This window comes from Acidovorax sp. DMC1 (genome assembly GCF_056314325.1).
In genome coordinates, this window is sequence record NZ_JBQUYO010000002.1 from 229924 (window position 1) to 249501 (window position 19578).

Genomic DNA, 19578 nt, shown 5'->3' on the forward strand with positions numbered 1-19578 from the left:
GATACCGCTGCGAAAAGTCTGGCAGCAACTGGTGGGTGATACATGGATCGAACATGTGACCCCTGCCGTGTGAAGGCAGTGCTCTACCGCTGAGCTAATCACCCTTGTCGCTGCGACAGCCTTCTATTATGGCACAGCTTTTTAGGCCGATTGGAGAGTTCTCCAAATTGTTTTGCCACCGCTGGCCTTGTCGATCTGCGTGAGCACCTCGGCATGCGCCGCCTGCTCCTGCTCGCTCGCCCGCAGCACGGGCAGCGCAAGGCCACGCAAATCAATGGCAGCCACCTTCACACCGTCGGCACTGTCATGGCCGTCATCGGTGATCAACAGGGCGTCCTGCCCGCGTGTGAGGTTGATGTACACATCGGCCAGCAACTCGGCGTCGAGCAAGGCACCATGCAGCGTCCGGCCCGAGTTGTCCACGCCCAGGCGGTCGCACAGGGCGTCCAGCGAATTGCGCTTTCCCGGGTACATCTCCTTGGCCATGGCCAGCGTGTCGGTCACGCTCTGCACATAAGTGCCAAACGCCGGGCGCCCCACCAGCTCCAGCTCCTTGTTGAGGAAGCCCACGTCGAACGCTGCGTTGTGGATGATGATCTCGGCGCCCTGCAGGTACTGCAGGATGTCATCCACCACATCCGCAAACTTGGGCTTGTCCTTCAGAAACTCATTGCTGATGCCGTGCACCTTCAGCGCGTCCTCGTGGCTGTCGCGGCCCGGGTTGAAGTACAGGTGCAGATTGTTACCAGTCAGCTTGCGGTTGAGCAGCTCCACACAACCCAGTTCAATGATGCGGTCACCCCCCTCGGCCGAAAGGCCGGTGGTCTCCGTGTCCAGAACAATTTGCCGGGACATCAGTGGTTTTCCTTGGCGTGGTTGATCGTGTACTTCGGAATTTCGACCACCAGATCGGTCTGCGCCAGGATGGCCTGACACGACAGGCGCGACTGCGGCTCCAGGCCCCAGGCACGGTCCAGCAAGTCTTCTTCCTCTTCTTCTGCCGCATTCAGCGAATTCAACCCCTGGCGCACGATGACGTGGCAGGTGGTGCACGCGCAGCTCATGTCGCAGGCGTGCTCGATGTTGATGTGGTTGTCCAGCAGGGCTTCGCAGATCGAGGTGCCTGCAGGCGCAGTGATTTCGGTGCCTGCAGGGCAGTATTCGGGATGGGGAAGGATCTTGATGACGGGCATGGGGTGGTTTTCTTCTTGTTCAGAGGGATGCGCAGGCTCGTATTACAGGCTCGCAACGTTCTTGCCGGCCAGCGCCTGCTGGATACCGCGGTTCATGCGCTGGGCTGCGAAAGCCTCGGTGCCCTTGGCCAGGGCTTCCGTGGCGGCCTCGATAGCCGCTGCATCGTCGCTGTCGCGCTGGTGGCGCAGGGCCACCATCAGGGCGTCGATGGCGGCCCGCTCCTTGGGGCTCAGCACGTCACCATCCGCATCTAGTGCGCTTTGCGTAGCAATCAACATGCGGTCGGCGTCCACACGGGCCTCGACCACGGCACGGGCCTTCATGTCTTGCGCAGCCGTGGCAAAGCCGTCCTGCAGCATGCGCGCTATTTCGTCGTCCGTGAGGCCATACGACGGTTTCACATCAATGCGCGCCTCCACCCCACTGCCCTGCTCCTTGGCGGCCACGCTCAGCAGGCCATCGGCATCGACCGTGAAGGTCACACGGATGCGAGCAGCCCCTGCCGCCATGGGGGGAATACCGCGCAACTCAAAGCGCGCCAGGCTGCGGCAGTCCTGCACCAAATCGCGCTCGCCCTGCACCACATGGATGGCCAAAGCAGTCTGTCCATCCTTGTAGGTGGTGAAGTCCTGCGCCTTGGCGGTGGGAATGGTCTCGTTGCGCGAGACGATGCGCTCCACCAAGCCGCCCATGGTCTCGATGCCCAGAGACAGCGGAATCACATCCAGCAGCAGCAGGTCACCTGCGGTGTTGTTACCTGCCAGCTGGTTGGCCTGGATGGCCGCCCCTAGAGCCACCACTTCGTCCGGGTTCAGATTGGTCAAAGGCTCCTTGCCGAAGAAATCCGCGACGGCCCGTTGCACCTGCGGCATGCGAGTGGAGCCGCCCACCATGACCACACCCTGCACCTCGTCGCGCGCAAGCTGCGCATCGCGCAGGGCACGGCGCACAGCAGCCATGGAGCGGGCGGTCAGATCGGCGGTCACGGCATCAAAATCCGAGCGTTTGACGTCAAACTGCACGGAAGCGCTAGATAAATCTGCCTTGAACGCTACCAAGTCAGTAGCAGTCAGCGCCTCTTTGCATTGGCGCGCCGCCATGCGCACGGCCGACTTGTCGGCCGGCGTGACCGCCTGTTGCCCCACCTGTTGCAGTACCCACTCTGCCAGCGCGGCGTCGTAGTCATCGCCCCCGAGGGCAGAGTCGCCGCCCGTGGCGATCACCTCGAACACCCCCTTCGTCAGGCGCAGGATGGAAATATCAAACGTACCCCCACCCAGGTCATACACGGCGTAGACGCCCTCGCTGGCGTTGTCCAGGCCATAGGCAATCGCTGCCGCCGTGGGCTCGTTGATGAGGCGCAGCAGGTTGATGCCCGCGAGCTTGGCCGCATCCTTTGTAGCCTGGCGCTGGGCGTCGTCAAAGTAGGCGGGCACGGTGATCACCGCTCCGTAGAGATCGTCATTGAAGGTGTCTTCGGCCCGGTAGCGCAGCGTGGCGAGGATCTCGGCGCTGATCTCGACGGGTGACTTGTTGCCATCCACCGTAGCGAGACTGACCATGCCGCCCGCGCCAGCGTCGTTTGCGACCACAAAGTCGTACGGCAACTTTCCTGCCTCTGCCACGTCTTTCAGGCCACGCCCCATGAAGCGTTTGGCCGAGGCGATGGTGTTGCGTGCATCCTGGGCTTGCGCCGCCACGGCGTCATAGCCAATCTGACGCCCGCCGTTGGCGAGGTAGCGCACCACCGAGGGCAGCAGCACCCGGCCCTGGGCATCGGGGAGGCATTCGGACACCCCATTGCGCACCGCTGCGACCAAAGAATGGGTGGTGCCCAGGTCAATGCCCACTGCAATGCGCCGCTGGTGCGGGTCGGGGGATTGGCCAGGTTCGGAAATCTGCAGAAGCGCCATGAAATTTCGGATCTCTACGTGGTGGAGCCCGCCATCGCATCAACACGCGAGGGGGCCCTTTGGGAATGCAAAACCGCCCTATTGTCCCAGTTGCTCTCGGCGACGCTCAATGTCGTCAGCAAATCGCGCAATGAACATGAGGGCTCTGACCTGACGGGCTGCGCCTGCATAGTCCTGCTGCTGGTCGATGAGTTGCTCGCACTGCGCCAGCGCGGCACGGCGGGCTTGCGCCACCTCATCATCCAACGCGTCCAGCTCGCTGTCTGCGCGGGCATCTTCCAGCGCCTCGCGCCACTCCATTTGCTGCATCAGAAAGGCAGCGGGCATGGCGGTGTTGTCTTCGGCACGGATGGGCGCACCGTGCAGTTCGCACAGGTAAGCAGCGCGGCGCATCGGGTCCTTCAGCCGCTGGTACGCCTCGTTGATGCGTACCGACCATTGCATGGCCACACGCTGCGCCGCAGCGCCCTGCGCGGCAAACTTGTCGGGGTGGGCCTCGCGCTGCAGCTCCTTCCAGCGCGTGTCGATGGCGCTGCGCTCCTGCGCAAAGCGGCGCTCTAGGCCAAACAGTTCGAAGTCGTCAGATTGCAGATTCATGCGCAGGGGCGAGAGAGAAATCCAAGAAAAAACCGCCAGCACAGAGCGCGTTGGCGGTTTGGTGTGACATCAACGAAAGGCGCTCAGACGCGGAAGCTCTCCCCGCAACCGCAGCGGTCCCGCTCGTTGGGGTTGTTGAACTTGAAACCTTCGTTCAGGCCTTCACGCACGAAGTCCAGTTCAGTGCCGTCAATGTAGGCCAGGCTCTTGGGGTCGATCAGCACCTTGACGCCGTGGTTTTCGAACACGATGTCCTCAGGCTCGCTCTCGTCCACGTATTCGAGCTTGTAGGCAAGCCCTGAGCAGCCTGTCGTCTTGACTCCCAGGCGCACGCCCAACCCCTTGCCCCGACGGGTCAGGTAGCGGTTGACGTGCCGGGCGGCGGCTTCGGTCAGCGTAATGGCCATGTCTCTCGATCTATCTGTCAAACAATCAGGCGGCGGTGGTCGTGGCAGCGTGCTTGGTCTTGTAGTCCAGCACGGCAGCCTTGATCGCATCTTCGGCCAGGATGGAGCAGTGGATCTTGACGGGCGGCAAAGCCAGTTCTTCGGCGATCTCGCTGTTCTTGAGCGCCGCAGCTTCGTCCAGCGTCTTGCCCTTGACCCACTCGGTCACCAGCGATGACGAGGCAATGGCCGAGCCACAGCCATAGGTCTTGAACCGGGCATCTTCGATCACGCCGGTTTCGGAGTTCACCTTGATCTGCAGCTTCATCACGTCGCCGCAGGCGGGCGCGCCCACCATGCCGGTGCCCACCGAATCGTCACCCTTGTCGAACGAACCTACGTTGCGGGGGTTTTCGTAATGGTCAACCACTTTGTCTGAGTAAGCCATGATGTGTACCTCTTCAATACGTCCAGAATTTGTGCGGAATCAGTGAGCAGCCCATTGGATGGTGCTGATGTCGATGCCGTCCTTGTACATCTCCCACAGCGGGCTCAACTCGCGCAGGCGGGCCACGTTCTCGCGGATGGTGGAGATGGCGTAGTCGATCTCTTCTTCGGTCGTGAAACGGCCGATGGTCATGCGCAGACTGCTGTGCGCCAGCTCGTCACTGCGGCCCAACGCGCGCAGCACATAGCTGGGCTCCAGGCTGGCAGAGGTGCAGGCCGAGCCCGACGACACCGCCAGGCCTTTGATGCCCATGATGAGCGATTCACCTTCGACGAAGTTGAAGCTCATGTTCAGGTTCTGCGGCACACGGCGCTCCAGGCTGCCGTTGATGTAGACCTGTTCAATATCCTTGAGGCCGTCGAGCAAACGCTGCTGCAAGGCCTTGGCCTTGGCGTTGCTCTCTGCCATTTCTTCCTTGGCAATGCGGAAGGCTTCGCCCATGCCCACGATCTGGTGCGTGGGCAAGGTGCCCGAACGCATGCCGCGTTCATGGCCGCCACCGTGCATCTGGGCTTCCAGCCGCACGCGGGGCTTGCGGCGCACGTAAAGCGCACCAATGCCCTTGGGGCCATAGGTCTTGTGGGCGGTCATGCTCATCAGGTCGATGGGAAGCACGTTCATGTCGATCTCGACACGGCCGGTGGCTTGGGCAGCATCCACATGCAGCAGGATTCCCTTTTCGCGGCACAGCGCGCCGATGGCGGGGATGTCCTGGATCACGCCGATTTCGTTGTTCACGAAGAGGATGCTGATCAGCACGGTGTCGGGGCGGATGGCCGCCTTGAGCACGTCCATGTTGACCAAGCCGTCTTCCTGCACGTCCAGGTAAGTAGCTTCAAAACCCTGGCGCTCCAGCTCACGCATGGTGTCCAGCACGGCCTTGTGCTCGGTCTTGAGCGTGATGAGGTGCTTGCCCTTGCCTTTGTAGAAATGCGCGGCGCCCTTCAGGGCCAAGTTGATCGACTCGGTCGCACCACTGGTCCAGACGATTTCGCGCGGGTCGGCACCGATCAGGTCTGCCACCTGGACACGCGCTTTTTCCACCGCCTCTTCGGCCTCCCAGCCCCAGGCGTGGCTGCGCGATGCCGGGTTGCCAAAGTGCTCACGCAACCAGGGAATCATGGCGTCCACCACACGGGGGTCTACCGGGGTCGTGGCGCCATAGTCGAGGTAAATGGGAAAGTGCGGGGTCATGTCCATGGCTGGCTCAGTAAAAGGTTCTGGCTGGCAAACAGAAGAGGCAGAACAAACAGGAAAACGATTAAAACGCGGTCAGGGCAGTGCCGACCCCAGGGCCAGCACCGCGCCTCATAGGTCAGGATTTGGCGAAAACGTTGCCCAGCGCAAACACCGAGTTCGGGGCATTCACGCGAATGGGCTTGACCACAGGGGTGGTGGAGATGGCACGGCGCACCACGGGCTTGTCTTCGATCTGCACGCCCTTGGCGAGCTGCTCGTCCACCAGCTTTTGCAGGGTGACGGAATCCAGGAATTCGACCATGCGCTGGTTCAGCGAAGCCCACAGCTCGTGCGTCATGCAACGACCGGCTTCACCCAGGCAGTTTTCCTTGCCACCGCATTGAGTGGCGTCGATGGGCTCATCTACCGACACGATGATGTCTGCCACGGTGATGTCACCTGCCTTGCGGGCCAGCGTGTAACCGCCGCCGGGGCCACGGGTGGACTCCACCAGCTCGTGGCGGCGCAGCTTGCCAAAGAGTTGCTCCAGGTACGACAGCGAAATCTGCTGGCGCTGGCTGATGGCAGCCAGCGTGACGGGGCCGTTGTTTTGGCGCAAGGCCAGGTCAATCATGGCGGTGACCGCAAAACGGCCTTTGGTTGTGAGACGCATCGCAAGCTCCTTGTACTAAGGCTTGTTCGTTGAAGAAACCGCCGTCGCTGACTGTTTGCCAGCGTGGCACCGTCTCCGCCCCTTACTCCGCACAGTTACCTGCCGCGGAGCCCTTCATCGTTGGGCTGTTTTGTTGAGTGTTTTGTGCGAGTATAGCACAAATCCCTATTGATTCTGTCGGGTTAAAAAACCAAATAGTTATTAATCGACTCAATAGTAATTTCTCATCACACACCCGGCCGCAATCCTTTTTCTACAAGGCTACGGAATCGCTGCCGTGGGCTCCAAACGCTTGGTCCTTGAGCCGCGTCAGCTGGTCGCGCACCCGGGCGGCCTGCTCGAACTCCAGGTTGCGCGCATGTTCCAGCATGAGCTTCTCCAGGCGCTTGATCTCGCGGGCCACGTCCTTCTCGGACATGTCCTCCACCTGCGCACGCTGCAGGGCTTCTTGCTCCAGGCGTTCAGCGTCCTTGCCCGCTTTTTCGCTGTACACCCCGTCAATCAGGTCTCTTACCCGCTTGACAATGCTGCGCGGCGTGATCCCATTGGCCTCGTTGTATGCGATCTGCTTGATGCGCCGGCGTTCCGTTTCGCCCATGGCTTTTTTCATGGAGTCGGTGATGCGGTCGGCGTACAGGATGGCATGGCCGTTCAGGTTGCGCGCTGCACGGCCAATGGTCTGGATCAGGCTGCGCTCAGCGCGCAAGAAGCCTTCCTTGTCCGCGTCCAGAATCGCTACCAGCGACACCTCGGGGATGTCCAGCCCTTCACGCAGCAGGTTGATGCCCACCAGCACGTCAAACGCGCCCAGCCGCAGGTCCCGGATGATCTCCACGCGTTCCACGGTATCCACATCGCTGTGCAGGTAGCGCACCTTCACACCGTTGTCCGTGAGGTAGTCGGTTAACTGCTCGGCCATGCGCTTGGTCAGCGTGGTAATGAGTACGCGCTCGTGCTTTTCAACCCGAATGCGTATTTCTTGCAGCACATCATCCACTTGATGGGTGGCGGGTCGCACCTCCACCACCGGGTCCACCAGGCCCGTGGGGCGCACCACCTGGTCCACCACCTGCCCTGAATGGGTCTTTTCGTAATCAGCGGGTGTGGCCGAGACAAAGATCACCTGCCGCATGCGCTGCTCAAACTCTTCGAACTTGAGCGGGCGGTTGTCCAGCGCCGACGGTAGCCGAAAGCCGTATTCGACCAGCGTGGTCTTGCGCGCACGGTCGCCGTTGTACATGGCGCTGAGCTGGCCGATCATCTGGTGGCTTTCGTCCAGGAACATGAGCGCGTCCTTGGGCATGTAGTCGGTCAGAGTGCTGGGCGGATCGCCCGGCGCGGCGCCCGACAGGTGGCGCGTGTAGTTCTCGATGCCCTTGCAGTGGCCCACCTCGCTGAGCATTTCCAGATCAAACCGCGTGCGCTGCTCCAGCCGCTGCGCTTCGACCAGTTTGCCATCGGCCAACAGCTGCTGCAGACGCTCGGCCAGTTCCAGCTTTATGGTCTCGACGGCGGCCAGCACCTTGTCGCGTGGCGTCACATAGTGGCTGCTGGGGTACACCGTAAAGCGCGGAATCTTCTGCTTCACGCGGCCGGTGAGCGGGTCGAACAGCTGCAGGCTCTCGATCTCGTCATCAAACAGCTCGATGCGAATCGCCAGCTCCGAGTGTTCGGCCGGGAACACATCGATGGTGTCGCCGCGCACACGGAACTTGCCCCGGCTGAAATCCGCCTCGTTGCGCTGGTACTGCATGCGGATCAGCTGGGCAATCACATCGCGCTGCCCCACCTTGTCGCCCACCCGCAGCGTCATCACCATGCGGTGGTAGCTCTCGGGCTCGCCAATGCCATAGATGGCCGACACGGTGGCCACGATCACCACATCGCGCCGCTCCATCAGGCTTTTGGTGCACGACAGCCGCATCTGCTCGATGTGCTCGTTGATCGCGCTGTCCTTCTCGATGAACAGGTCGCGCTGCGGCACATAGGCCTCGGGCTGGTAGTAGTCGTAGTAGCTCACGAAATACTCCACGGCGTTCTTGGGGAAGAACTCGCGGAATTCGCTGTACAGCTGCGCGGCCAGCGTCTTGTTGGGCGCAAAGATGATGGCCGGGCGGCCCATGCGCGCGATCACGTTGGCCATGGTGAAGGTCTTACCCGAGCCCGTCACGCCCAGCAAGGTTTGGAAGGTTTCGCCGTCATGCAGGCCCTCCACCAGCTTGGCAATGGCCTCGGGCTGATCGCCTGCGGGGGGATAGGGCTGGAACAGTTCGAAGGGGGAATCAGGGAAGCGGACGAACTCGCCGTCTTGCTTTTCAGTTATGACTTCGGTGATATCTGGCATGGGGCGTGGTCAACGGGTGGAGCAGGCCGCCCGTTAAAATCGGCGGAACCCGGCACAGTACACCACGCCCGGATTCTTCGCTACTGACAACCTTTCAAGGATTTTCATGTCTCTGTTCACCGCCGTCGAAATGGCCCCCCGCGACCCCATCCTGGGCCTCAACGAGCAATTCAACGCCGACACCAACCCCAACAAGGTCAACCTGGGCGTCGGCGTTTATTTCGACGACAACGGCAAGCTGCCCCTGCTGCAATGTGTGCAGGCCGCTGAAAAGACCATGATGGAAAAGCCTACGGCCCGTGGCTACCTGCCCATCGACGGCATCGTGGCCTATGACAACGCCGTCAAGAGCCTGGTGTTCGGCGCCGACAGCGAACCCGTGAAGTCCGGCCGCGTGGCCACCGTGCAGGCCATCGGCGGTACCGGCGGCCTGAAGATCGGTGCCGACTTCTTGAAGAAGGTCAGTCCCAACGCCAAAGTGCTGATCTCCGACCCCAGCTGGGAAAACCACCGCGCGCTGTTCACTAACGCTGGTTTTGAAGTGGACACGTACGCGTACTACGACGCCGAAAAGCGCGGCGTGAACTTCGAAGGTTTCCTGGCCAGCCTGAACGCTGCCGCTCCCGGCACCATCGTCGTTCTGCACGCCTGCTGCCACAACCCCACCGGCTATGACATCACCCCCGAGCAGTGGGACCAGGTCATTGCTGCTGTCAAGGCCAAGGGCCTGACACCTTTCCTGGACATGGCCTACCAGGGCTTCGGCCACGGCATCGCCGAAGACGGCGCCGTCATTCAGAAGTTCGTCGCCGCTGGCCTGAACTTCTTTGTGTCCACCTCGTTCTCCAAGAGCTTCAGCCTGTACGGCGAGCGCGTGGGCGGCCTGTCGGTGCTGTGCACGGACAAGGAAGAAGCCAGCCGCGTGCTGTCCCAGCTCAAGATCGTGATCCGCACCAACTACTCCAACCCGCCCACACACGGCGGTGCGGTGGTGGCTGCCGTGCTGAACAACCCCGAGCTGCGCGCGATGTGGGAAAAGGAACTGGCCGAAATGCGCGTGCGCATCAAGGCCATGCGCCAGAAGCTGGTCGATGGCCTGAAGGCCGCCGGTGTGAAGCAGGACATGAGCTTCATCACCACCCAGATCGGCATGTTCAGCTACTCCGGCCTGTCCAAGGAGCAGATGGTGCGCCTGCGCAATGAGTTCGGCGTGTACGGCACGGACACCGGCCGCATGTGCGTCGCTGCCCTGAACAGCAAGAACATCGACTACGTCTGCCAGGCGATCGCCAAGGTTGTCTGAGCACGATGAGCAGGCGGCGCTCACGCGCCGCTTTGTGAGCGAAGCGCTCCAGAACCCGCACAACGCGGCCCTTCTGGAGCGTTTGCCGTTTCTGGGCCTGCCCGATGCGTGGCTGGTGGCTGGCTGCCTGTTCCAGACGGTGTGGAACCTGCGCTCTGGTCTGGCGCCCACGGCGCACATCAAGGACTACGACCTGTTTTACTTCGATGCATCGGATCTGTCCGAAGCAGCAGAACAGGCCGTTCAGGACCGCGCCACTGCCCTCTTCGCCGACCTGCCGATCACCGTCGAAGCCAAGAACCAGGCCCGGGTGCACCTCTGGTACGAGCGCTGGTTTGGTTATCCGTATTCACCGCTGCAATCCGCCCGCAACGGGATCGAGCGTTTTCTGGTGCCCTGCACCTGCGTGGGTCTGCAACCTTCCAACGCCCCCAGCATTGCGCAACCCACGCTGTACGCGCCGTACGGGCTGGAAGAGCTGTACGCCGGGCTGCTCCAACCCAACCCGGCCTGCCCACATCTTCCGTTGTTTGAGGCAAAGGCAAAAAGCTACCGTGAGCGCTGGCCATGGCTGACGATCCAGGCCGCAGGTCACGTGGCGGCCGGAGGGCCGTTTTACAACGACGACGCGGCGATTTCAAGCGTTTTTGGCCTCAAGCGCTAGAAAAACATGCGCTGACAGCTATCAAAAGAGAAGCAATCAACCTCAGAGCGCGATGATCAGCCCCACAGCACCGACCGCATCGAGATCGATGCTGACTGGTAGCCCGTGTTGAAGAAGCGTGGCATCTCGCTGGGCAAGACGGCCCCGGCTGCGTAGAGCAACGGCAGATAGTGCTCGTGAGTGGGGTGCGCCTGCTGGGCGACGGCACCCAGCTTCTGGAAGTCCTGCAAGGCGCCCAGCTGGCCCTTTTTGATCTGCTCCTGCACCACGGTGTCGAACTCCGTGGCCCAGTCATACGCTTCGTTGGCGGCCGAGCCACGGCGGGATGCGCGCAGGTTGTGCACGATGTTGCCGCTGCCCACGATCAGCACGCCCCGCTCGCGCAGGGCCTTGAGCTGCTGTCCCAGCACATAGTGCTCGGCCGGAGGGCGGCTGTAGTCCATGCTGAGTTGCATCACCGGGATGCGCGCCTGGGGGAACATGGGCTTGAGCACCGACCACGTGCCGTGATCCAGTCCCCATTCGCCCTCGTCCACACCCAGCGCAGCGCCCGTGGCCGGGGATTTCAGCTCCTTGGCCAGGCTGCGTGCCACCGCCGGGGCGCCCGGCACGGGGTACTGCTGGTCAAACAGCGCCTGGGGGAAGCCGCCAAAGTCGTGAATGGTTTTGGGGTTGGCCATGCCGGTCAGCTGCCAGCCACCGCGCGTGAGCCAGTGGGCCGACACGCAAAGGATGAGCTGTGGCTGCACCGCGCGCGCCATCAGCTCCGCGCCCATGGCCTGCCAGCTGCGGCGCCAGGCGTTGTCCTCGATGGCGTTCATGGGGCTGCCATGGCCCACAAACATCACCGGCATGCGGGGCGAGGGCTTGAGCGCCTGCAGCGCGGGCGCCGTGGCAGCACTGCTCAGGGACGTGGTCATGAAGGCTCCCGGAAAGGCGGCCAGGCCTGTGAGGGCGGCCAAAGAGGTTCTGCGTTGCATGGGTCAGGGAGCGTAACAAATTATGTATAACGCAGGGAGTGAGCCGGGGCGCACCATGAAGTTCCGGCGCCGTCCTCTCCTTCCAAAAATCACAACCCGAGACAACCTCCCACCCATGCCCACCGCCCTGCCCCAGCCCCTGCGCAACACCCGTGTTCTGAGCCTTGCGCTCAACCTGCCCGGCCCCGCCGCCCTGATGCGCTGCGCGCGCATGGGGGCCGAATGCACCAAGCTCGAACCTCCTCCCGCGCCTGGCTATCCCAGCGCCGACCCCATGGGCATCTACAGCCCCGCAGCCTATGCCACGCTGCACGATGGCGTGCGCCTGGTGCACGCCCACCTCAAGACGCCCGAAGGCCAAGCCGCGCTGCATGACGAGCTGGCCCGCACCGATGTGCTGATCACCTCCTTCCGCCCCTCGGCGCTCACCAAGCTGGGCTTAGGCTGGGACGCGTTGCAGGCCCAATACCCGCGCCTGTCGCTGGTGCGCATCGTGGGCGCAGCGGCAGAGCGGGCCGAAGAACCGGGCCATGACCTCACCTATCTGGCCGACGCCGGCCTGGTGACGGGCACCGAGATGCCCCCCACGCTCTACGCCGACATGGGCGGCGCCCTGATGGCCAGCGAAGCCGTGCTGCAGGCCCTGCTGGAGCGGGCCCACACCGGCAGCGGCGTGTGTATCGAAGTGGCCCTGGCCGACGCCGCCGCATGGCTGGCCCAACCGCGCCACTGGGGCCTGACCACGCCCGACGGTGACGTGGGCGGCCACCACGCAGGCTACCGCATCTACCCCTGCGCCGACGGCCGCGTGGCCGTGGCTGCGCTGGAGCCGCACTTTGCCGCCAGCCTGTGCGCTGCTGCAGGTCTGCCTGCTACGGGTGAACCGAAGGTGCTGCGCGCCCCCGACACCCACGCGGCTGTGGCGGCTTTTCTGCGGACTCAGACCCGTGCACAACTCGATGCTTTGGCGGTGGCGCAGGACATCCCGCTGCACACCCTGGCTTGAAGACGGGCGCGCTGACCGATGCAGAAGCAAGGCACCGTCGTCCGCTGGGACGCCAGCCGCGCCTTTGGCTTTATCCGCAGCCCGGACACGTCTGCCGATGTGTTTTTTCATGTGCGGGACTACCGGGGCAGCACCCCGCCGCGTGAAGGGCTTACCGTCGTGTACGAAGAGATTCACGTGGGCGGCAAGGGGCCCCGGGCCATGGCCGTGTTGCCTGTGGCTCCAACCGTTGGAGCCTTCCAGCCCCAAAGCCAAACACGAGCGCAGTCAACATCTCCGCGCCCAACACGTCGTACGCCTGCGCAGCGCGCAGGTCAGACACAGTCTGCCCCACGCAAACGCCTTGCTGCGGCCAGCCAGCCGCCCACCGCCGCCGGTTCAGCGCTGATACACCTGCTGATGCTGGGCTGGGTGGGGCTGCTGGCCTGGAGCCTCTGGGCAGGTCGGCTGCCATGGTGGGTGCTGGGCGCCGCCATAGGCGTCAACCTTCTGACCTTTCTGGTCTACGCCATGGACAAAAGCGCCGCGCAAAACGGCCAGTGGCGCACCAAAGAGAGCCATCTGCACCTGCTGAGCCTCGCGGGCGGCTGGCCTGGCGCATGGTTTGCCCAGCAATGGCTGCGGCACAAATCGCGCAAGACGGAGTTCCGCGCGGTGTATTGGGCCACCGTGGTGTTGCACTGCGCGGCCGTGGTCGCTTGGCTGGGCGGATGGTTGCGCGGGTTGTAGTGCCGCCGTTGCTATCAAATTTGATAGCAAAGAAGCCATGAAGCACTATCGCAACAGGCACTTTTTGCACATCAGCGAGCCCTGATCTACAACAGCGCACCGCAGGCTGACGCAAGGACAGCCCGCAGACCTACACAGTGTTTACAGGCGCCCGGTTTCAATCCCAAGGTCTGAAACACCTTGGGAGATGTCCATGAAACCCTTCGTCCTTGATTCGTCCATGACCAACATGGGCGGCATCTTCTACCCCACCGGCCAGGTGTTCGCACTGTTTCCCGATGAAGACTGCACGCGCCAGGCAGCGCTCGCGCTGCAGGCAGTAAGCCACCAGGGCGATATTGCGTACGCCAGCCCCGAGGTCATCCTGCAAGAAATTGTGCACACGCTGGGTACGGCAGACGCGCCGCTCCCGTCTGTGGGCGCCGAAGGCGACATGGTGCGGCGCATTGCCGACCTGGCGGGCACCGGGCACCACGGCCTGCTGATCGCCATGGCAGACAAAGACGAGGCCGACAGGGTGGTGAACGCCATTGCGCCCGAAGGTGCAGTCACGGCGTTCTACTACCGCACCTTCATCATCGAAGACCTGATCTCGCAGCCCGCCAGCGCTGGCCAGCAGTCGGTGGTGGTTGGCACCCACGCGGCAGAAGGTTAAGGCTCCACAAAATCGCACTGCAGCCGTAGGGGCCGGTTCATAGCGGCTAGCGACTTGTCAGAGAGCCTTTCGGCGTTTCATCCATCACGCCCACTGTCAGTGGACCGCGGCTGCTGCCGCCACCGATCTCAGCGCGGCTTGCGTGCGGACGGCTTGGCGGCACCGGTGACGCGCGGTGGCAAGCCGGTGTGCTGGGTCAGGATGCGGCCCTTCTGCGGTTGACCGGGCTTCATCGGCTTGACCTGCTTGACGGGTGCAGCCGTTGCGGCCTTCGCGCCTGTGGGCGTGGAGTTCTTGCGACGCGCGCTCTGGTACCCGCCGTCCGTCAAGGGCTGGAAGGTAGGGATCAGGTGGTGCTTGCCGTTGCCGATCAAATCCGCCCGGCCCATGGCCTTGAGCGCCTCACGCAGCAGCGGCCAATTGTTCGGGTCGTGGTAGCGCAGGAAGGCCTTGTGCAGGCGGCGGCGCTTTTCGCCGCGCACGATGTCCACCGATTCCTCGGCCTCGTCGCGCATCTGGCGGCGCACCTTGGTGAGGGTGTTGCGGCCCGAGTGGTACATGGCCGTGGCCGTGGCCATGGGGCTGGGGTAGAAGGTCTGCACCTGGTCGGCGCGGAAGCCGTTCTTCTTCAGCCAGATGGCGAGGTTCATCATGTCCTCGTCACTGGTGCCCGGGTGCGCGGCGATGAAGTACGGGATCAGGAACTGCTTCTTGCCCGCCTCTTCGCTGAACTTCTCGAACATCTGCTTGAATTTGTCATAGCTGCCGATGCCCGGCTTCATCATCTTGGTGAGCGGGCCCTGCTCGGTGTGCTCGGGCGCGATCTTGAGGTAGCCCCCCACGTGGTGCTGTACCAGCTCCTTCACGTACTCGGGCGATTTCACCGCCAAGTCATAACGCAGGCCCGATCCGATGAGGATCTTCTTGATGCCCTTGAGCGCGCGGCCACGGCGGTAGATCTTGATCAGCGGGCCGTGGTCGGTGGTGAGGTTCTGGCAGATGCCGGGGTACACGCAGCTTGGCTTGCGGCAGGCGGCCTCGATCTCGGGGCTGCGGCAGCCCAGGCGGTACATGTTGGCCGTGGGGCCACCCAGGTCGCTGATGGTGCCTGTGAAGCCCTTGACCTTGTCGCGGATGTCCTCGATCTCCTGAATGATCGAATCTTCCGATCGGCTCTGGATGATGCGGCCCTCGTGCTCGGTGATGGAGCAAAAGGTGCAGCCGCCAAAGCAGCCGCGCATGATGTTGATGGAGAACCGGATCATCTCCCACGCGGGGATCTTGGTCGCGCCGTCATGGCTGCCGTTTTCGTCGGCGTAGCTAGGGTGCGGGCCACGCGCGTAAGGCAGGTCGAACACGTAGTCCATCTCGGCCGTGGTCAGCGGGATGGGGGGCGGGTTGATCCACACATCACGCGCCGTCACACCCTCGCCATGGGCCTGCACCAGTGCACGCGCGTTGCCAGGGTTGGTCTCCAGGTGCAGCACGCGGTTGGCGTGGGCGTAGAGCACGGGGTCGCTTTTGACCTGCTCGTAGCTGGGCAGGCGGATCACGCTCTTCTCGCGCGGGGGCACCTTGAGCTTGGCCTTGAGCGCCGGATTGGCAACGAACTGGATCGGCTGAATGGCAGGGTTGGGGCTGTTTTGGCCGGTAGCGCTGGTGTTATTTGCGGCGCCCGCTACAGAATCAGTAGCACTTCCATCCTCTTTGCTGCAGGTGCTGCCTTGGGCCGCAGCCTGCTCGCTGGTGGTCATGTACGGGTTGATGTGCGCCTCTACGCGGCCGGGCTCGTCCACCGTGGTGGAGTCGATCTCGAACCAGCCCTTGCCGCTCTCGTCGTCCGGTCGGCGCACAAAGGCCGTGCCGCGCACATCGGTGATCTGCTCCACCGGTTCACGCGCTGCGATGCGGTGGGCCACTTCAACGAGCGCACGCTCGGCGTTCCCGTACAGCAGCAGATCGCACTTGCTGTCCACCACGATGGAGCGGCGCACCTTGTCGCTCCAGTAGTCGTAATGCGCAATGCGGCGCAGGCTGCCTTCAATGCCGCCCAGGATGATGGGCACGTCCTTGTACGCCTCGCGGCAGCGCTGGCTGTAGACGATGGCTGCACGGTCGGGGCGCTTGCCGCCCACGTCGCCGGGGGTGTAGGCGTCGTCGCTGCGGATCTTCCGGTCGGCGGTGTACCGGTTGATCATCGAATCCATGTTGCCCGCCGTCACGCCCCAGAACAGGTTGGGCTTGCCCAGCACCTTGAACGGCTCGGCGCTCTGCCAATCAGGCTGGGCGATGATCCCCACGCGAAAGCCCTGGGCCTCCAGCGTGCGGCCGATCACGGCCATGCCGAAGCTGGGGTGGTCCACATACGCGTCGCCCGTCACCAGGATGATGTCGCAGCTGTCCCAGCCCAGTTTCTCCATCTCGGCGCGGCTCATTGGCAGGAACGGAGCCGTGCCAAAGCGCTTGGCCCAGTACGGACGGTAGCTGGTCAAGGGCTTTGCGGCGCGCGCAAAAAAGGAGACGTCAACGGGGGCGTTCATGCAAAGGGGGTCGCGGCCGCCCCCGGAGCGATGGGGGCTTTTGTAGGGCGCGTCTGTGGTGGATAACCCGCGATTTTACGTTGGCAGACGGTTTTTGTCCCCTTGGTGGCCCTTGCCCCTCACTGATACAGGTTTGATGACCATCAAGCATATACTTGCCTTTGTCAATTAATTAACTGACAAAGGCATTCATGAGCAACGTTGCCCCCGCCCCTTCCGCCCCCCTCCCCGTTTCCCCGAGCGCGGTGAAGGCCGTGCGCCGCTTCAACCGCTTCATCACCCGCCGCATTGGCGTGCTGGACCCATACCTGGGCAGCAAGCTGTCATTGACCGATGTGCGCGTGTTGTATGAACTGGCCCACCGCGAGGCACCCGTGGCCAGCGAACTCGCACGGGAGCTCGGCCTGGACGGTGGGTACATGAGCCGGATACTGCGGCGTTTTGAGCAGTCAGGGTGGATAGAACGCCACGCCAGCACCAAGGACGCGCGACAAAGCCTGGTCACGCTCACCACTGCCGGGCGCGAGGTGTTCGAGCCGCTGCAGCAGCGCTCGCGCGACGAGGCCGCCACACTGCTCGCGCCCCTACACCCGGCGCGGCGCCAAGAGGTGGTGGAGGCCATGGAGCGGATCGAAACCCTGCTGTCCGCCCCCTCCAACGCCGCGGACGGCACGCGCATCGCCGTTCTGCGCGACCCTCTGCCCGGCGACATGGGCTGGGTGGTGCAGCAGCATGGCGAGATCTATTGGCGCGAGTACGGCTGGGACAACCGGTTTGAGGCCTTGGTGGCAGACATCGCGGCGCAGTTTCTGCGCAAGTTTCAGCCCGCGTGGGAGAAGGCCTGGATCGCCGAGCTGGACGGCGAGCGGGTGGGCTCGGTGTTTGTGGTGCGCAAATCCCCCACCACCGCACAGCTGCGCATGCTCATCCTCAGCCCCAAAGCCAGGGGCCTCGGCCTGGGCGCCCGCCTGACCGACGAATGCATTGCCTTTGCGCGTGCAAAAGGTTACAAAAAGATGGTGCTGTGGACCAACAGCTGCCTGACGGCGGCGCGCGGTATCTATGCGCAACGGGGTTTTCAGTTGGTCAAGACCGAGCCCTACGAAGGTTTTGGTCAGCAATTGGTGGGAGAAACCTGGGAGCTGAAGCTTTGAATGAGGCTACGCAATCCGCTGCATGACCGGCAGCGCCCAACGCGAGGGCACGGAGCATCTCGATGACTTTGTCCGATCCGCTTTTGATTCGCCCCGTCACGGCCGCCGATGACCTGGCACGGCTGACCGCCCTCATCCACTCCGCCTACGCACCCCACGCGCGGCGGGGCCTGCGCTACTGGGGCACCCACCAATCCGTGGAAGACACAGCCAAGCGATTTGCTTCTGGCACGGGGCTGGTGATGCTGGATGGAAACGACTATGTGGGCACCGCCACGCTGCGACCGCCGCAACCCGAGTCCACCGTACCGCTTTACCGCGAGCCTGCGGTGTGGTCGCTGTGCCAGTTCTGTATCAGCCCCGACGCCAAAGGCCGGGGCTACGGCAAACAGTTGCACGCCTATGCCCTGGACTATGCCCGCAAGGCAGGCGCCCGAGTGATGGCTTTAGACACTGCACAACCCGCTACCGCTTTGATAGCAATGTATGAATCCTGGGGTTACCGGGTGGTGGGCGAGTGCGACTGGCGCCCTTTGACCAACTACACCAGCGTGCTCATGGCACGCGACTTAGAGAAGGCACAAGGCGGCGTAGACAACACCGAATAAACACGCGCTCCACTGCGTGGTTTGTCACATCACGCAGGGCGCCGTATCACCACTCGCCAATTTCCCGCACGCGCTGTGCTAGGTCCGGCATCGCATCGTCATCCTGCTCGTCCATCGCGCTGGGCATTGCGGCGGCCGATGCCAACGCACTGGGGCTCGATGCCTGGGCGCCAGAGGGGGCAATAAAACGGCCAAACAGATGGCTGGCGAGAGAGGTAGGCAAAGGTGCAGAGAGCGAAGTGGCAAACATGGCGGTTCCTTTTCTGGTGGCACGGGTGCTTTCAAATGCGTAGCAACAGCGTAGGCCACAGCGACAAGTCCGCAGTGTAGGAACGCACGCCAAACGTGTGTGTGACAGAACGCACATTCGCGACGCGATTGGTGTCGATCCATGCCCTTGAGGGCATGGACTGTGACTTCTGTCACACACCGTCCCAGGCTGGCACCCCAAATGCTCGCCGTACACTCGCTGCCCCATGCCCCAGACTCTGGCCGCCCCCGCGCACAGCGAACTCATCATCAAGAAAAGCCGCTTCATCGGCTGCGTGCAACCCATGGCCGACCGCACCAGTGCCCAGGCCGCCGTCGATGCCTTGTGGAAGCAGCACCCCGGCGCCGCCCACATCTGCTGGGCCCTGCTGGCGGGCGGCCAGTCTGCCGCGGTGGACGATGGAGAGCCCGGAGGCACCGCTGGCCGCCCCATGCTGGACGTGCTGCGCCACCAGGACCTGGAAGGCGTGCTGGCCACGGTGGTGCGCTATTTTGGCGGGGTCAAGCTGGGCGCGGGCGGCCTAGTGCGCGCCTACACCGACACCATTGCCCAGGCGCTGCTCACCGCCCCCAAGGTCACGCTGCAGCGCATGACCACCTTGCAATGCCAGGTGCCCTATGCCCTGGAGGGCTTGCTGCGCCGAGAAATCGAGGCGGCAGGTGCCGAACTGGTGGACGTTCAGCATGGCACCCTGGTCACCTTGCAACTGCGCCTGCCCCAAACACAAGCGGCGCCCTTTGTGCAACGCATCAACGACCATGGGCAAGGCCGCGTGGGCTGGTCGGATGTCGAAGCCTGACCCCGGGCTACGCCTTCATACAAAGGGTTGGGAAGCGCCCCCCACAGCGCCCTCGTAAAACGGCGTGCATGCCTA

General features: G+C 63.2%; 20 protein-coding genes and 1 tRNA gene. 8 read left to right on the plus strand and 13 right to left on the minus strand.

The window, feature by feature from the left end:
- Positions 1-29: 29 nt before the first annotated feature.
- The 10 genes from ACT531_RS05475 to uvrB all read right to left on the minus strand — a co-directional run bounded on the left by ACT531_RS05475 (position 30) and on the right by uvrB (position 8794).
- Positions 30-104, minus strand: a tRNA-Val gene (locus ACT531_RS05475).
- Positions 105-141: 37 nt separating this feature from the next.
- Positions 142-855 carry a DNA polymerase III subunit epsilon gene (gene dnaQ / locus ACT531_RS05480; protein WP_015013987.1) on the minus strand — a complete coding sequence of 238 codons (714 nt, stop codon included), beginning with the start codon at positions 853-855 and terminating at the stop codon, positions 142-144.
- Positions 855-1193 (minus strand): ISC system 2Fe-2S type ferredoxin, encoded by a 339-nt coding sequence (gene fdx, locus ACT531_RS05485; RefSeq protein ID WP_015013986.1) that lies wholly within the window; start codon positions 1191-1193, stop codon positions 855-857. Before fdx ends, dnaQ begins: the two co-directional genes overlap by 1 nt.
- 42 nt (positions 1194-1235) lie before the next feature.
- Positions 1236-3107 carry a Fe-S protein assembly chaperone HscA gene (hscA, locus tag ACT531_RS05490; protein ID WP_309824341.1) on the minus strand — a complete coding sequence of 624 codons (1872 nt, stop codon included), beginning with the start codon at positions 3105-3107 and terminating at the stop codon, positions 1236-1238.
- Positions 3108-3185: 78 nt separating this feature from the next.
- Positions 3186-3704, minus strand: a complete 519-nt coding sequence (gene hscB / locus ACT531_RS05495; RefSeq protein ID WP_476016769.1) for a Fe-S protein assembly co-chaperone HscB — start codon at positions 3702-3704, stop codon at positions 3186-3188.
- Between the two features lie 83 nt (positions 3705-3787).
- On the minus strand, positions 3788-4111 hold the full coding sequence (gene iscA / locus ACT531_RS05500; protein WP_015013983.1) for an iron-sulfur cluster assembly protein IscA: 324 nt from the start codon (positions 4109-4111) through the stop codon (positions 3788-3790).
- 25 nt (positions 4112-4136) lie between these two features.
- Positions 4137-4538, minus strand: coding sequence for a Fe-S cluster assembly scaffold IscU (gene iscU / locus ACT531_RS05505; protein ID WP_476016770.1), 402 nt, complete (start codon positions 4536-4538; stop codon positions 4137-4139).
- Between the two features lie 39 nt (positions 4539-4577).
- The gene (locus ACT531_RS05510; RefSeq protein ID WP_015013981.1) at positions 4578-5798 is read right to left on the minus strand and encodes an IscS subfamily cysteine desulfurase; all 1221 of its coding nucleotides are present in this window, start codon (positions 5796-5798) and stop codon (positions 4578-4580) included.
- Positions 5799-5913: 115 nt separating this feature from the next.
- Entirely contained in the window at positions 5914-6450 is a 537-nt protein-coding gene (iscR, locus tag ACT531_RS05515) for a Fe-S cluster assembly transcriptional regulator IscR (protein WP_015013980.1), read from the minus strand.
- Positions 6451-6703: 253 nt separating this feature from the next.
- On the minus strand, positions 6704-8794 hold the full coding sequence (gene uvrB / locus ACT531_RS05520) for an excinuclease ABC subunit UvrB (RefSeq protein WP_343736541.1): 2091 nt from the start codon (positions 8792-8794) through the stop codon (positions 6704-6706).
- 106 nt (positions 8795-8900) lie between these two features.
- Between uvrB and ACT531_RS05525 the strand changes: the two genes are divergently transcribed.
- Both ACT531_RS05525 and ACT531_RS05530 read left to right on the plus strand, forming a co-directional pair.
- The gene (locus tag ACT531_RS05525) at positions 8901-10097 is read left to right on the plus strand and encodes an amino acid aminotransferase (RefSeq protein WP_476016771.1); all 1197 of its coding nucleotides are present in this window, start codon (positions 8901-8903) and stop codon (positions 10095-10097) included.
- Positions 10090-10761, plus strand: coding sequence for a nucleotidyltransferase family protein (locus ACT531_RS05530; protein ID WP_015013977.1), 672 nt, complete (start codon positions 10090-10092; stop codon positions 10759-10761). The genes ACT531_RS05525 and ACT531_RS05530 overlap by 8 nt, the downstream gene beginning before the upstream one ends.
- 56 nt (positions 10762-10817) lie before the next feature.
- Here the strand turns inward: ACT531_RS05530 and ygiD are convergent, their stop codons facing one another.
- Positions 10818-11681 carry a 4,5-DOPA-extradiol-dioxygenase gene (gene ygiD, locus ACT531_RS05535; protein ID WP_476016996.1) on the minus strand — a complete coding sequence of 288 codons (864 nt, stop codon included), beginning with the start codon at positions 11679-11681 and terminating at the stop codon, positions 10818-10820.
- A gap of 175 nt (positions 11682-11856) precedes the next feature.
- Here ygiD and ACT531_RS05540 point away from each other — a divergent pair, with 175 nt between their 5' ends.
- The 3 genes from ACT531_RS05540 (at position 11857) to ACT531_RS05550 (ending at position 14131) form a co-directional block, all read left to right on the plus strand.
- A complete protein-coding gene (locus ACT531_RS05540; protein WP_476016772.1) occupies positions 11857-12747 on the plus strand; it encodes a CoA transferase in 891 nt (296 codons plus the stop codon).
- 18 nt (positions 12748-12765) lie between these two features.
- Positions 12766-13476 carry a DUF1294 domain-containing protein gene (locus tag ACT531_RS05545; protein ID WP_476016773.1) on the plus strand — a complete coding sequence of 237 codons (711 nt, stop codon included), beginning with the start codon at positions 12766-12768 and terminating at the stop codon, positions 13474-13476.
- A gap of 193 nt (positions 13477-13669) precedes the next feature.
- Complete coding sequence (locus ACT531_RS05550; RefSeq protein ID WP_476016774.1) at positions 13670-14131, plus strand: hypothetical protein; 462 nt, start codon at positions 13670-13672, stop codon at positions 14129-14131.
- A gap of 128 nt (positions 14132-14259) precedes the next feature.
- Here the strand turns inward: ACT531_RS05550 and ACT531_RS05555 are convergent, their stop codons facing one another.
- Entirely contained in the window at positions 14260-16671 is a 2412-nt protein-coding gene (locus ACT531_RS05555; RefSeq protein WP_476016775.1) for a YgiQ family radical SAM protein, read from the minus strand.
- Between the two features lie 191 nt (positions 16672-16862).
- Here ACT531_RS05555 and ACT531_RS05560 point away from each other — a divergent pair, with 191 nt between their 5' ends.
- Positions 16863-17825: a bifunctional helix-turn-helix transcriptional regulator/GNAT family N-acetyltransferase gene (locus tag ACT531_RS05560; protein WP_476016776.1), complete on the plus strand. Its 963-nt coding sequence runs from the start codon at positions 16863-16865 to the stop codon at positions 17823-17825.
- 62 nt (positions 17826-17887) lie between these two features.
- A complete protein-coding gene (locus ACT531_RS05565; protein ID WP_476016777.1) occupies positions 17888-18433 on the plus strand; it encodes an N-acetyltransferase family protein in 546 nt (181 codons plus the stop codon).
- A gap of 46 nt (positions 18434-18479) precedes the next feature.
- On the opposite strand, the gene ACT531_RS05570 is transcribed toward ACT531_RS05565, so the two are convergent.
- A complete protein-coding gene (locus ACT531_RS05570; protein ID WP_309824355.1) occupies positions 18480-18683 on the minus strand; it encodes a hypothetical protein in 204 nt (67 codons plus the stop codon).
- A gap of 226 nt (positions 18684-18909) precedes the next feature.
- Between ACT531_RS05570 and ACT531_RS05575 the strand changes: the two genes are divergently transcribed.
- The gene (locus tag ACT531_RS05575) at positions 18910-19503 is read left to right on the plus strand and encodes an IMPACT family protein (protein ID WP_476016778.1); all 594 of its coding nucleotides are present in this window, start codon (positions 18910-18912) and stop codon (positions 19501-19503) included.
- Positions 19504-19578: the final 75 nt, after the last annotated feature.

What these genes read in the sequence shown, in the direction of transcription:
- ACT531_RS05525 (WP_476016771.1), top strand. Translation starts at nt 8,901, where the DNA reads ATGTCTCTGTTCACCGCCGTCGAAATGGCCCCCCGCGACCCCATCCTG.
- ygiD (WP_476016996.1), bottom strand. Translation starts at nt 11,681, where the DNA reads ATGACCACGTCCCTGAGCAGTGCTGCCACGGCGCCCGCGCTGCAGGCG.
- ACT531_RS05575 (WP_476016778.1), top strand. Translation starts at nt 18,910, where the DNA reads ATGCCCCAGACTCTGGCCGCCCCCGCGCACAGCGAACTCATCATCAAG.
- ACT531_RS05565 (WP_476016777.1), top strand. Translation starts at nt 17,888, where the DNA reads ATGACTTTGTCCGATCCGCTTTTGATTCGCCCCGTCACGGCCGCCGAT.
- ACT531_RS05560 (WP_476016776.1), top strand. Translation starts at nt 16,863, where the DNA reads ATGAGCAACGTTGCCCCCGCCCCTTCCGCCCCCCTCCCCGTTTCCCCG.
- ACT531_RS05570 (WP_309824355.1), bottom strand. Translation starts at nt 18,683, where the DNA reads ATGTTTGCCACTTCGCTCTCTGCACCTTTGCCTACCTCTCTCGCCAGC.
- fdx (WP_015013986.1), bottom strand. Translation starts at nt 1,193, where the DNA reads ATGCCCGTCATCAAGATCCTTCCCCATCCCGAATACTGCCCTGCAGGC.
- dnaQ (WP_015013987.1), bottom strand. Translation starts at nt 855, where the DNA reads ATGTCCCGGCAAATTGTTCTGGACACGGAGACCACCGGCCTTTCGGCC.
- uvrB (WP_343736541.1), bottom strand. Translation starts at nt 8,794, where the DNA reads ATGCCAGATATCACCGAAGTCATAACTGAAAAGCAAGACGGCGAGTTC.
- hscA (WP_309824341.1), bottom strand. Translation starts at nt 3,107, where the DNA reads ATGGCGCTTCTGCAGATTTCCGAACCTGGCCAATCCCCCGACCCGCAC.
- iscA (WP_015013983.1), bottom strand. Translation starts at nt 4,111, where the DNA reads ATGGCCATTACGCTGACCGAAGCCGCCGCCCGGCACGTCAACCGCTAC.
- ACT531_RS05540 (WP_476016772.1), top strand. Translation starts at nt 11,857, where the DNA reads ATGCCCACCGCCCTGCCCCAGCCCCTGCGCAACACCCGTGTTCTGAGC.
- ACT531_RS05555 (WP_476016775.1), bottom strand. Translation starts at nt 16,671, where the DNA reads ATGAACGCCCCCGTTGACGTCTCCTTTTTTGCGCGCGCCGCAAAGCCC.
- ACT531_RS05550 (WP_476016774.1), top strand. Translation starts at nt 13,670, where the DNA reads ATGAAACCCTTCGTCCTTGATTCGTCCATGACCAACATGGGCGGCATC.
- ACT531_RS05510 (WP_015013981.1), bottom strand. Translation starts at nt 5,798, where the DNA reads ATGGACATGACCCCGCACTTTCCCATTTACCTCGACTATGGCGCCACG.
- iscR (WP_015013980.1), bottom strand. Translation starts at nt 6,450, where the DNA reads ATGCGTCTCACAACCAAAGGCCGTTTTGCGGTCACCGCCATGATTGAC.
- iscU (WP_476016770.1), bottom strand. Translation starts at nt 4,538, where the DNA reads ATGGCTTACTCAGACAAAGTGGTTGACCATTACGAAAACCCCCGCAAC.
- ACT531_RS05545 (WP_476016773.1), top strand. Translation starts at nt 12,766, where the DNA reads ATGCAGAAGCAAGGCACCGTCGTCCGCTGGGACGCCAGCCGCGCCTTT.
- hscB (WP_476016769.1), bottom strand. Translation starts at nt 3,704, where the DNA reads ATGAATCTGCAATCTGACGACTTCGAACTGTTTGGCCTAGAGCGCCGC.